General features: G+C 57.7%; 12 protein-coding genes. 3 read left to right on the forward strand and 9 right to left on the reverse strand.

Going from position 1 to position 12,040, the window contains the following annotated elements:
• Window positions 1-373: 373 nt before the first annotated feature.
• Both AC0ZWN_RS27325 and AC0ZWN_RS27330 read right to left on the reverse strand, forming a co-directional pair.
• The gene (locus AC0ZWN_RS27325; protein ID WP_476337471.1) at window positions 374-1,999 is read right to left on the reverse strand and encodes a methyl-accepting chemotaxis protein; all 1,626 of its coding nucleotides are present in this window, start codon (window positions 1,997-1,999) and stop codon (window positions 374-376) included.
• A gap of 130 nt (window positions 2,000-2,129) precedes the next feature.
• Window positions 2,130-3,185, reverse strand: coding sequence for an amidohydrolase family protein (locus AC0ZWN_RS27330; RefSeq protein WP_476337473.1), 1,056 nt, complete (start codon window positions 3,183-3,185; stop codon window positions 2,130-2,132).
• A 128-nt stretch (window positions 3,186-3,313) separates the two neighbouring features.
• Here AC0ZWN_RS27330 and AC0ZWN_RS27335 point away from each other — a divergent pair, with 128 nt between their 5' ends.
• Window positions 3,314-3,730, forward strand: a complete 417-nt coding sequence (locus AC0ZWN_RS27335) for an OsmC family protein (protein ID WP_103306606.1) — start codon at window positions 3,314-3,316, stop codon at window positions 3,728-3,730.
• A gap of 61 nt (window positions 3,731-3,791) precedes the next feature.
• The gene (locus AC0ZWN_RS27340; RefSeq protein WP_476337476.1) at window positions 3,792-4,658 is read left to right on the forward strand and encodes a pirin family protein; all 867 of its coding nucleotides are present in this window, start codon (window positions 3,792-3,794) and stop codon (window positions 4,656-4,658) included.
• A 498-nt stretch (window positions 4,659-5,156) separates the two neighbouring features.
• Here AC0ZWN_RS27340 and AC0ZWN_RS27345 read toward each other — a convergent pair whose 3' ends face one another.
• From AC0ZWN_RS27345 to AC0ZWN_RS27360, 4 genes are all read right to left on the reverse strand, one after another.
• Window positions 5,157-5,885: a dienelactone hydrolase family protein gene (locus tag AC0ZWN_RS27345; protein WP_186624877.1), complete on the reverse strand. Its 729-nt coding sequence runs from the start codon at window positions 5,883-5,885 to the stop codon at window positions 5,157-5,159.
• 68 nt (window positions 5,886-5,953) lie between these two features.
• Window positions 5,954-7,858 carry a molecular chaperone HtpG gene (gene htpG / locus AC0ZWN_RS27350; RefSeq protein ID WP_026000821.1) on the reverse strand — a complete coding sequence of 635 codons (1,905 nt, stop codon included), beginning with the start codon at window positions 7,856-7,858 and terminating at the stop codon, window positions 5,954-5,956.
• Between the two features lie 82 nt (window positions 7,859-7,940).
• Entirely contained in the window at window positions 7,941-8,393 is a 453-nt protein-coding gene (locus tag AC0ZWN_RS27355; protein ID WP_220558339.1) for a PaaI family thioesterase, read from the reverse strand.
• Window positions 8,390-8,866 (reverse strand): PaaI family thioesterase, encoded by a 477-nt coding sequence (locus AC0ZWN_RS27360; protein WP_476337479.1) that lies wholly within the window; start codon window positions 8,864-8,866, stop codon window positions 8,390-8,392. Before AC0ZWN_RS27360 ends, AC0ZWN_RS27355 begins: the two co-directional genes overlap by 4 nt.
• A 158-nt stretch (window positions 8,867-9,024) precedes the next feature.
• Here AC0ZWN_RS27360 and AC0ZWN_RS27365 point away from each other — a divergent pair, with 158 nt between their 5' ends.
• Complete coding sequence (locus tag AC0ZWN_RS27365) at window positions 9,025-9,261, forward strand: hypothetical protein (RefSeq protein ID WP_007919867.1); 237 nt, start codon at window positions 9,025-9,027, stop codon at window positions 9,259-9,261.
• A 78-nt stretch (window positions 9,262-9,339) separates the two neighbouring features.
• Here AC0ZWN_RS27365 and AC0ZWN_RS27370 read toward each other — a convergent pair whose 3' ends face one another.
• The 3 genes from AC0ZWN_RS27370 to brnQ form a co-directional block, all read right to left on the reverse strand.
• Window positions 9,340-9,741, reverse strand: a complete 402-nt coding sequence (locus AC0ZWN_RS27370; RefSeq protein ID WP_476337483.1) for an MAPEG family protein — start codon at window positions 9,739-9,741, stop codon at window positions 9,340-9,342.
• On the reverse strand, window positions 9,741-10,478 hold the full coding sequence (locus AC0ZWN_RS27375; protein ID WP_095050220.1) for a DUF599 domain-containing protein: 738 nt from the start codon (window positions 10,476-10,478) through the stop codon (window positions 9,741-9,743). Before AC0ZWN_RS27375 ends, AC0ZWN_RS27370 begins: the two co-directional genes overlap by 1 nt.
• Window positions 10,479-10,681: 203 nt before the next feature.
• Window positions 10,682-11,995: a branched-chain amino acid transport system II carrier protein gene (gene brnQ, locus AC0ZWN_RS27380; protein ID WP_476337486.1), complete on the reverse strand. Its 1,314-nt coding sequence runs from the start codon at window positions 11,993-11,995 to the stop codon at window positions 10,682-10,684.
• Between the last annotated feature and the right edge of the window lie 45 nt (window positions 11,996-12,040).

Raw genomic sequence — 12,040 nt, forward strand, 5'->3', positions numbered from 1 at the left:
AAGGCGTTGGCGGGCTGTTTCTGGATCACCGCCCAAGGCCTTCGAGGCCAAGGACGGTGAAGATCTCAAAAACCCGGTTTCCGGTGGACCGTAAGGCTGCTCCGCTTAAGTGAACAGCATTACCGCAAACGCGGGGTTTTTTTTCGCCTGCGCTCAACCCGATTTTTTGTATCACCTTCGCCCCTCACCCCAGCCCTCTCCCGGGGGAGAGGGAGCCGACCGAGATGTCTGGCGCCATACATCGACCTGAAAGATCGAGTCGATTATGGACTCACCAACGCAAGATCAGGTCGGCGTAGCTCTTTAATTCCCCACGGTCAGTCCCCTCTCCCCTTGGGAGAGGGTTAGGGTGAGGGGCTTTTGAAGACGAAACTCAGACAGAAAATTTGGCCACCATATTGTTCAAATTCACCGCCAACCGCGACAACTCCTGACTCGCCGCACTGGTCTGATTGGCCCCGGCCGATGTCTGCATCGCCAGATCACGAATATTCATCAGATTACGATCCACTTCCCGCGCCACCGCCGCCTGCTCTTCCGAAGCACTGGCGATCACCAGATTGCGCTCGTTGATCAGCGTGAATGCCGAGGCGATCTCTTCAAGTGCAGTCCCGGCAGCCTTGGCCAGCTCCAACGTCGAACGCGCACGCACATTGCTTTGCTGCATTGAACTGACCGCCGAATCGGTACCCTGCTGAATCCCGCCAATCATCTGCTCAATCTCTTGCGTCGACTGCTGGGTGCGATGCGCCAAGGCCCGCACCTCGTCCGCCACCACAGCAAACCCACGCCCGGCATCACCGGCCCGCGCCGCCTCGATCGCAGCGTTCAGCGCCAGCAAATTGGTCTGCTCGGCAATCGAACGAATCACGTCCAGCACTTTGCTGATGCTATAGACCTTCTGCGCCAGATCTTCTACTTGGCTGGCATTGGCCGTCACATCATCGGCAAGCGATTCAATAGACAACACCGTTTGATGCACCTGTTCACGACCATGCTGGGCAATACGATCGGATTCCCGCGACGCTTCTGACGTTGCCACGGCATTGCTGGCAACCTCCTCCACTGCAGCTGTCATCTGATTGACCGCCGTGGCCGCCTGTTCGATTTCCAGGCTCTGCTGGTGCAAACCGCGCGTAGCGTCTTCCGTGACGCAACTCAGCTCCTCTGACGCCGAGGCCAATTGGCTGGAGGACTCCGAGATTTGCCGAATCGTCTCGCGCAAGTTGTACTGCATGCTCTTGAGCGCCTGCAACAGCCGCGCCGGCTCGTCCTTGCCGCTGATGTTGATGTCGCCGGTCAGATCGCCACCCGCCACCACCTCGGCCACGCCCAACGACTGCGCCAGCGGCAACACGATGCTGCGGGTCAGCAACAGGGCCAGGCCGATGGTGATCAGCGCGGTCACGCCAATCATCACCCCGACCCACACCCGCGAATTCATAAACACCAACCGCGCAGCTTCAGTGGCGAGATTGGCATTGTGTTTATTCAGCTCAACCAGTTCGCGCAAAAGCACTGCGATTTCGTCGGCCAAAGGACTCATCTGACCATTGAGAATGGTCGCGGCCTCCTCGACCCGATTCTGCGCAGACAGGTGCATGACCTGTGCCTGAAACTCCAGATATTGGTGTTCGGCAACCTTGAAGCGATCGAACAGCTTGCGCTCCTCGGGCAACACGATCAGCACGTCATATCGCTGCTGGGCTTCACTGAGCACACCGCGCAATTCATTGAGTTTGGCAACGTTCTGTTCGAGCGCCTGCGGATCACGATTGAGCAACAGACGCATGGTCAACGCTCGCAGGCGCAGCATGTCCTGACTCATCTCGCCGACCGCCATCACGCTCGGCAGCCAATTGTTATCGACCTCGTCGGACTGCGCGCGCATGTTCGACATTTGCAGTAAAGCGAACGCCCCGAGGGCAAATACCATCAGCGCCAACAGGCCAAAACCGAGGCCGGCGCGCGGGGCAATATTGAGACTACGGATACTCATTGCTCTGGTTCCTTCCAAAAGCGCTGCATCAACCCTGCAGCTGGTTGCTTTAGAAGGTATCGGCCCGGCGAAAATTTGCGTAAGACGAAAAGGCGATATCAAAAGGCCTTGATCCTACGAACCGTTGGCATTAACGATTCAGCGTGCTTTTGCCGGACTTGAGCACCGTTCGCGGCAAGATTGCCAGGAAGTTATCCCGAGCGACTTTTTGCGCAACGTCTTCCGGCAGCGCATCAAGGAACGGTTTGAAACTGCGCATTTCTTCACCGAGCTTATTGAAACGCCCGACCACGTCAGAGCCGAGCATGAAGCGTTCCGGGTATTTCTCGACCAGCGCCAGCCACTCCGCGCGCGGCGTGCCCTGTTCGTCCAGCAGGTACGGCGTGAGCATGCTCCAGGACAAGTCGATAAACAGGTTGGGATACGCCTCGAGCATGCGTGTCAGCGTGGGCAGCAAGAACTTCAGTTGTGTCTGATGCCGATGAATTTCGGCACTGGTGCCGGCGTGCGCCCAGATAAATCGTGTATGCGGGTGATTACGCAGCGGCTCTTCGATTTCCTTCAGGTACAGCGGATTTTTCTCACGCTTGGAGGTGATGTTGGAATGCAGCATCACCGGCAGATCGTTCTCAGCGGCCAGGTGATAGATCTTGGTCATCGCTTCGTTGTTTGCGCGCGGTGTGTCGCCGGACGTCAGCGCCGTGAGATCGTCATGCCGGGTAAACACTTCGCCGATGCCCTGCCAAAGCCCTGGGTAAAGGTCGAGCATGCGCTGGATATGTGCGGCGGAGTTCTTGTCGTTGGGGTTGAAGCCGGCCAGGAACGGATGAAAGTACGGGCGCTGCTCGACGCTGAGTTTTTGCACGGCATCAGCAACGATCACATCGGTTGCGCTGTACCAGTAGGCGTCAGCGTCGTCACCCGCGTAATAGCGCGGACGCTTGGGTTCGTCTTCGTGCCATTTCTTCGCCACCGGAATGCCGGAAATCATTACATGCTCGATGGAATTGTCCTGCATGGCTGTCAGCAGTTTCGCCATGCCTGCGCTTTCCTGGAAAAAATCCACGTAATGCAGGTGCGCATCGCTGTAGGTGTAATCGCGGGCGCTCGCGCTGCCGGCAACCAGAAGAAGACAGGCAAGACTCAGACGATACAGGGACACAAGTAATCTCCGGGAAGTAGGCATAGCCTAGACCCCGCCCTGACGACAAGGGTTCATCCCGCAGGAAAGTGGAACGCGTACCGGTGGGAATGCTCTATAACTGCAAGGTCTTTTTTGATCGACCGACTTTTCCTACTGCCAGTGAGGTTCCCATGACCGTTACCGTCAATACCGTCTCCGCTGAAGGTTTTCGTCACACCGTACAGATTGATGATCACGAACTGTTTGCCGACGTGCCCAAATCGGCAGGCGGCGAAGGCTCGGCACCTGAGCCGCACGACTACTTCGATGCCGCCCTCGGCGCCTGCAAAGCGTTGACTCTAAAGATGTACGCGAAGAAAAAAGACATCCCGCTGACCGGTGTCGGAGTCGAGGTCAAACGCGACAACAGTGAAGAGCAGAAAGGCAAATACGCCCTGCACGTAACCCTCACCCTCAAAGGCGTACTCACCGACGCCCAGCGTGAAGAACTGCTGCGCGTCGCCGATCGCTGCCCGATTCACAAACTGATGACCACCAGCGAAGTGACGATCGAGACCCACGCGCCGCAAGGCTTCGATAGCCAGTAATCCTCCTGATGCCAGCGGCGGGTTATGCTTCTGGCATAACCCGCTCAGCCTGGAATGCACCATGGACACGCAACCTCTGATCATCCGCCCGCGCACCGAAGACGTCGAAGGCCAGCCGATTCTGCGTCCGCTGCCGTCAGCCAAATGCCGCAGTGTCGGGCCATTCGTGTTTTTTGATCACATGCTCGAGACGGTTTATCCGACGGGCAAAGGCATGAACATCCGACAGCACCCGCACATCGGTCTGTCGACCCTCACCTATTTATTTGAAGGCCAACTCCTGCACAAGGACAGCCTCGGCTCCGATCAGGTGGTCGGCGCTGGCGATGTCAGCTGGATGACCGCTGGCAGCGCGATTGCGCACGTCGAGCGCACGCCAGAGCCGCTGTGGAAGCAAAGCTTCACCATGCACGGTTTGCAAATCTGGCTGGCCTCGCCCAAGGAGCACGAGCAAGGTCCCGGACATTACAGCCATCACCCGGCGGCGACCTTGCCGGTCAGCGATAACCTTGGTGTACAGATTCGGATGATCGCCGGATCGGGCTTTTGCCTCGAATCACCGGTACCGGTGCTTTCTCCTACGTTGTATGCGGAAGTGAAAATGCAAACGGCGACCACCCTGCTGATTCCGACCGAGCACGAAGAACGGGCGGTGTATGTGTTGAGTGGGGATGCGCAGTTGAACGGCGAGACGATTGAGCCGCATGCGTTGGTGGTGTTGCCGGCCGGGGAAGAGATGAGCCTGTTTGCCGAAAGCGACGCTCATGCGGTGGTGTTCGGCGGCGCGCCATTGGATGGGCCTCGGCGGATCAACTGGAACTTTGTGGCAAGCGATCCGGCGGCGATTGATGAGGCGCGGCGCAAATGGGCGGCCGGGGATTGGCCGACGGTGCCGGGGGAAGTTGAGCGGATCGAGTTGCCGCGCTGAAAAGCACCCTCACCCCAGCCCTCTCCCTTAGGGAGAGGGAGCCGACCGAGGTGTCTTGCGTCATACATCGACCTGAAAAGTCTTGGCGATTATGGATTCACCAAGACACTTTCAGGTCGACGCGTTGGTTGAGCACCCACCATCAGTACCCTCACCCCAGCCCTCTCCCTTAGGGAGAGGGAGCCGACCGAGGTGTCTTGCGTCATACATCGACCTGAAAAATCTTGGCGATTATGGATTCACCAAGACACTTTCAGGTCGACGCGTTGGTTGAGCACCCACCATCAGTACCCTCACCCCAGCCCTCTCCCAGAGGGAGAGGGAGCCGACCGAGATGTCTCAGGTTATACGCCGACCTGAAAAGTCTTGGCGATTATGGATTCAGCACTGCCCTTTCAGGTCGGCGTAGTCCTTCAGCATCCCCCAATCAGTCCCCTCTCCCTTTGGGAGAGGGTTAGGCGGGCGGCGTTCCGATGAGGGGCTTTTGCTTTTCAGGCTTCAGCCCTTGAACACTTCATCCAGCAAATCATGCATCGACTTGAACGCGCGCTTCGCGGTCTTCGCGTCGTACATCATCTTGCCCGGCACATTGGCATGCGGATCAGTGAACGAGTGCACCGCACCGCCATAGCTCAGCAACTGCCAATCGACTTTCGCAGCGTTCATTTCATCCTCAAACGCCGGCAATTGCTCTTTCGGCACCAACGGGTCTGCAGCACCGTGCAGCACCAGCACCGAACCTTTAATGTTCTGCGCGTCGGCCGGATTCGGTGAATCCAGCGTGCCGTGGAACGACACCGCAGCCTTCACCGGCGCACCGGTGCGCGCCAGATCCAGCGCACAGCAACCACCAAAGCAGAAACCGAACACTGCCAGTTTCGAAGTATCCACCGCCGCTTCGCCCTGCTTCTGCAACTGCTCGAACGCCGCTTGCATACGCTTGCGCAGCAGCGCGCGATCATCCTTCAGCGGCATCATCGCCGCGCCGGCCTGATCAGCATTCTGCGGACGCACAGCCTGACCGTAAACGTCAGCGATCAACACCACGTAGCCCTTGGCCGCCACCGATTTGGCGATCTCTTCGGCACCGGCGCTGACGCCCATCCAGTTCGGCGCCATCAACAAACCCGGCCGCGCGCCTTTGTGCTCGGCGTCGAACGCCAGACGACCTTCATAAGGCTGGCCGTCGATCTGGTAGACCACGGAACGTACAGTGACTTCGCTCATTTCTGACTCCTGATTTGCTAAACACCAGAATGAAAAAACCCGCCGAAGCGGGTTTTTCTACGACTTGGTTAAACCGACAGTTCAACCAGCAGCTTGTTCAGGCGGCGCACATAAGCGGCCGGATCTTTCAAGCTGTCGCCGGCAGCCAGGGCTGCCTGATCGAAGAGGATGTGCGACAGATCGCCGAACCGCTCTTCGCTCTGCTCGCCATCGAGTTTCTCGATCAGCGGGTGGCTTGGGTTGAACTCGAAGATTGGCTTCGAATCCGGCACTTTTTGCCCGCTGGCTTCGAGGATCTGGCGCATTTGCAGACCCAGATCCTGCTCGCCGATGGCCAGAATGGCCGGCGAGTCGGTCAGACGATGCGATACGCGGACTTCAGCCACGGAATCGCCCAGCGCGGTTTTCAGACGCTCAACCAGACCTTCTTTCGACTTGGCGACTTCTTCTGCAGCTTTCTTGTCCTCTTCCGAGTCCAGATTGCCCAGATCGAGGTCACCGCGCGCCACGTCGACAAAAGTCTTGCCGTCGAACTCGCTGAGGTAGCTCATCAGCCACTCGTCGATGCGGTCAGTCAACAGCAGCACTTCGATGCCTTTCTTGCGGAAGACTTCCAGGTGCGGGCTGTTCTTGACCTGCGCGTAGGTTTCGCCGGTGAGGTAGTAGATTTTGTCCTGACCTTCCTTGGCACGGGCCAGGTAGTCGGCCAGACCAACGATCTGCTCGCCGTCGTCGCCATTGGTCGATGCGAAACGCAGCAGGCCGGCGATTTTCTCTTTGTTGGCGAAATCTTCTGCCGGGCCTTCTTTCATGACCTGACCGAAGTTCTTCCAGAAGCCTTTGTATTGCTCAGGCTCGTTTTTCGCCAGTTTTTCCAGCATGTCGAGCACACGCTTGGTCAGCGCGGTCTTCATCGAATCGATGATCGGGTCTTTCTGCAGGATTTCCCGCGACACGTTCAGCGACAGGTCGTTGGAATCGACCACGCCTTTGATGAAGCGCAGGTACAGCGGCAGGAACGACTCGGCCTGATCCATGACGAACACGCGTTGCACGTAGAGCTTCAGGCCTTTCGGCGCTTCACGCTGGTACAGGTCGAACGGTGCACGGGCCGGCACGTACAGCAGCGAGCTGTATTCGAGCTTGCCTTCGACTTTGTTGTGGCTCCAGGCCAACGGGTTTTCAAAGTCGTGAGCGATGTGCTTGTAGAACTCCTGGTATTCCTCATCCTTCACTTCAGTGCGCGGACGGGTCCACAGAGCACTGGCGCGGTTGACGGTTTCCCATTCAACGGCTGGTGCTTCTTCGCCTTCTGCTGCTGCCGCTTCTTTCGGCAGCTCGATCGGCAAGGCGATGTGGTCGGAGTACTTCTTGATGATGTTGCGCAGACGCCAGCCATCGGCGAACTCGTCTTCAGCGGCTTTCAGGTGCAGGACGATGCGGGTACCACGTTCTGGTTTTTCGATGGTGGCGACTTCGAACTCGCCCTCACCTTTCGACGACCAGTGCACGCCTTCGCTGGCCGGGGTGCCGGCGCGACGAGAGTACACATCAACCTGGTCAGCAACGATGAAGGCGGAGTAGAAACCCACACCGAACTGGCCGATCAGGTGCGAATCTTTCTTCTGATCGCCCGAGAGGTTCTTCATGAAATCGGCAGTGCCGGATTTGGCGATGGTCCCCAGGTGGGTGATCACATCGTCACGGTTCATGCCGATACCGTTGTCTTCGAGGGTGACGGTCTTGGCGTCCTTGTCGAAGCTCACACGGATTTTCAGATCAGCGCCACCTTCGAGCAACTCTGGCTTGGCCAGGGCTTCGAAGCGCAGCTTGTCGACAGCGTCAGAGGCGTTCGAGATCAATTCGCGAAGGAAGATTTCCTTGTTGGAATACAGCGAATGGATCATGAGGTGCAGCAGTTGCTTTACCTCGGTCTGGAAGCCCAGGGTTTCCTTTTGAGTTTCCACACTCATGGTCATCAAACTCCAATCAGATGGCAGTGGCCGCGACCCGAAATGATCGACGGCGGGTTGTCTTGTGAGTTTGGGGCGCTGTTCAGGATTTCAAGGGCTCCTCGATTTTGAAGTGCGCACGCGCGGTGGCAATCGGTTCGCTTTCAGTGCTTTGCCAGGCTGTGATCGCAACGTTGGCGACGCGCCGGCCCTGACGGCAGACCTGACATTTGGCCCAGGTATCGCGGAACTGCCCGGCGCGCAGGTAATCGAGGGAGAAGTCGATAATCTTCGGCACGCCAGGCGCACCGGTGAAAATCAACAGATGCAGAGCGGCGGCCAGCTCCATGAATCCGGCAATCACCCCGCCGTGGATCGCTGGCAATAAAGGGTTACCAATGTTGTCCTTGTTCGCCGGCAGCTTGAACAACAGTTCATCACCGACTCGCGAACACTCGATACCGATTAGCCCGGCGTACGGGATCAGTTCCAGCAACGGCGCGTAATCACCCTCTGCATGGGCCTGCTGCAATTGTTGCTTGAGGTCGTCAATCACTGACTTTCTCCCTTGATCGCGCCGCCGAAACCTTTGGTGCCTTTAAGGCCCTTACCCATGCGCATGAAGGTGCCAACCACATGGGCGATGGGCTGTTCGGGATCATCCTGATAAGCGAAGCCTCGGGCGAATATCACATCGGTGGTCACTCGGTAGCACTGGGCAAAGCCATACACATCCTTGTTCGGCTCGGCGGCGTGCATGTAGTCGATGCGCAGATCAAGGGTCGGACACACCTCGAACTCCGGCAACACGCACAGGGTCGACATCCCGCAGGCGGTGTCCATCAATGAAGTAATCGCCCCGCCGTGAATGACTCCGGTCCGGGGATTGCCGACGATTTTTTCGCTGTACGGCAAGATCACCGTAAGCCCTTCGGCCGAGGCGCTGTGCACCTGCAAACCGAGTACCTGACAGTGGCGCAGCGCGGAGAGAAATCGCGTGGCACGCTCAAAAACGGGATTTTCGGCCATATGATAATTACTCTCGTTAGAGCCTTTTGCCAGTAGTGTGCAAACCAGCAAAAGTTCCGTGTAAAAACAAACTTATATATCTGAAAGAAATGAGGAACTTAACCTGTAGCGCCGAGTTCTTAAGGCCAGTAGTTATTTTCCATAAGGAGAAACACCCCATGCGTAAGACTTTTGCTATTGCCTTGATGTTGACCGCTTCCCTCGGTCTCGCTGCCTGCGATAAAAAATCCGAGGACAAAGCTCAAGATGCCAACCAACATGCTGAACAAGCTCAGCAGGACATGAACAAAGCTCAGGATAAAGTGAACGACGCTGCGAAAGAAAACGCCGAAGCTGCCAAAGCTCAGGCTGAATCGAACGCTGCTGCACAAGAAGAAGCTGCCAAGAAGCAATAATTCGCTTTTTGCTGCAGAAAAAAGAAAACCCGCCAAGTGCGGGTTTTCTTTTGCCTGGGAATTAATGCCAGAGCGGCCTTAGAGCAAGACAGTTCTAAAAGTCGGACTAATCATTAGCAACAGCGAACACAATACGCCAACTATCCAGGCCAGACTGCGCAGCTTGGGAAGATCGGCCAGGTAGAACCACAAGTAGAAGAGTCGCGCGATCACGAAGACGATCGCTAATGTGTCGATCAGCCATCCTGCGGTTTGCGTGGTGTGCGCCATCAACACACCGACTGCGAACAAGATGAACGCTTCGATGCTGTTCTGATGCGCCGCCAGCGCCCTCGCGCCGTAACCGGTCAATTGCGCCTGTTGCTGACGCGGCAGGTGATTGTTGTAACCACCCTGCTCTTTCATCGCCTTGCCTACCGGCATACGCGCGATATAGATCAACAGCGCACTGATAAACACACACCAGAACGGAATACTCATCAAGCGACCTCTCTGTTTGTTTCGGGAAGGGGGGCTTCTGTAGGGGTATAGACCATGACATCGAGAACGTCGGAATGGAACTCCCGGCGATACAGAACCACCACGACGCCGGCACTCATCAGCATGAACAGCCATGGACTGACAAACCAGGCCAGCATGCTCATGCCGAAGTAGTAGGAACGCAAGCCGAAGTTGAACTGGTTGGCAGCCATCGAAATCACTCGCGCCGCCCGTAAGGCGAAGGCTTTACGCTCCTGCTCCGACACCTGCCGCTCGCCAATCATCGGCGCCGACCCCACCAGAACGGCGGCAAAGTTGTACTGGCGCATACACCAGCTAAAGGTGAAAAAGGCGTAAACGAACACCATCGCCAGACACAGCAACTTGATCTCCGACATGCCCTGCGACGCCTGTTGCACCATCGGGATGTCCGCCAGCAACGAAACCGCCCGTTCTGACGCGCCAAGCACGGTGAGAATGCCGGCGAGAATAATCAATGTGCTTGAGGCGAAGAACGAGGCGTTGCGTTCAAGATTGCCAATCACGCTGGCGTCAGCGATGCGGTTGTCACGCAGCAACATACGGCGCATCCAGTCCTCGCGGTACAGGTGCAGCACACTGGCCAGACACGCCGTGTCGCGGGCTTTCCAGCCGGCATAACGGGTGTAACCGCCCCAGCAGATGACAAACCAGACGGCGGCGAGCAGGTGGATCAGGTTGGCTTGGATGAACGACATGCAATTCCCTGTGGAGTATGGATGCTACCTGTGGGAGCGCCGCCCGGAGCAGGCTCGCTCCCACATTAGGACTTCGGCAACCCTTCGACGTTAGCCTAGGGAAAAAGACACTGCCTGAGGCGCATAAAAAATGCCCCGTATCGATTGATACGGGGCATTTCTGTTTAAGCATTGAAGACCCGCTTTTGGCGGGTCAGACAACATCAGGCAACCGCTTCGCTGCGCTTGCCCAGCATGCGATCGCAAACCACTGCGACCACCAGGGTCATCACACACGGCACCAGCCATGCCAAACCCTGCTCGCTCAGCGGCAGGTGGGACAGCTGCGATGGCATCCAGTCGGCCAGACCGGCGCCTTTCAGCGCGTCGATGGTGCCGAACACGAACGATACCAGCATCACCGGACCAAGAATGCGGCCGTGCTCATGCCAGAAATCTTTGCAGAAGCTCAGCGCCACCAGCACGATGCACGGCGGGTAGATCGCGGTCAGCACCGGGATCGAGAAGGCAATCAGCTTGGTCAGGCCCAGGTTGGACACCAGCAGCGAGAACGCCGCCAGAATGATCACCAGGGTCTTGTAGGACAGTGGCAGCACACGGCTGAAGTACTCAGCGCAAGCACAGGTCAGGCCGACCGCTGTCACCAGGCACGCCAGCGAGATCAGCACCGCGAGGAAACCGCTGCCCAGCGAACCAAAGGTGTGTTGCACGTAGGCATGCAGTACCGCCGCGCCGTTGGTCGCGCCCGCCGCCACTTCGTGGCTGCCGGAACCGAGGCGGAACAGGCTGACATACACCAGCGCCAGACCGACACCGGCAATCAGCCCGGCGATGATCGCGTAACGGGTGATCAGCGCGGGCGACTCGACGCCACGGGAGCGGATCGCGTTAACGATGACAATGCCGAACACCAGCGCGCCCAAGGTATCCATGGTCAGGTATCCATTGATGAAACCCTGAGAGAACGGTGCCGCAACGTATTCCGGCGTGCCTTGGCCGATGTCACCCGCCGGCAAGGCGAATGCGGCGATACCGAGCACCGCCAGTGCGATGATCTTCAGCGGCGCGAGGAAACGGCCAACGGTGTCCAGCAACCGCCCAGGGTAAAGCGAGATGAAGAACACCAGCAGGAAGTACACCGAGCTGTAGAGGAACAGTGCCAACGGGCTTTCACCAGTGAGCGGCGCCAGACCGACTTCAAACGATACGGTTGCGGTACGCGGGGTGGCGAACAACGGGCCGACCGCCAGGTAGCACGCAGCCGCCAGAATGCCGCCGGCAATCTTGCCGATCGGGCTGCTCAGCGTATCCATCGCCCCACCGACCTTGGCCAGTGCAACGACGGTGATCACCGGCAGACCCACCGCAGTGATCAGGAAGCCCAGCGCGGCCATCCAGACGTGAGGTCCGGCCTGCAAGCCCACGATCGGCGGGAAGATGATGTTGCCAGCCCCAACGAACAGGGCAAATGTCATAAAGCCAAGTGCCAGGATGTCCTGACCTTTCAAAACTTTCATTAAGGTAATACCACACTACTGAAATCGGAATTTAGAGGGGGATTG

This window comes from Pseudomonas sp. 3B-A001-10F, from assembly GCF_056313565.1.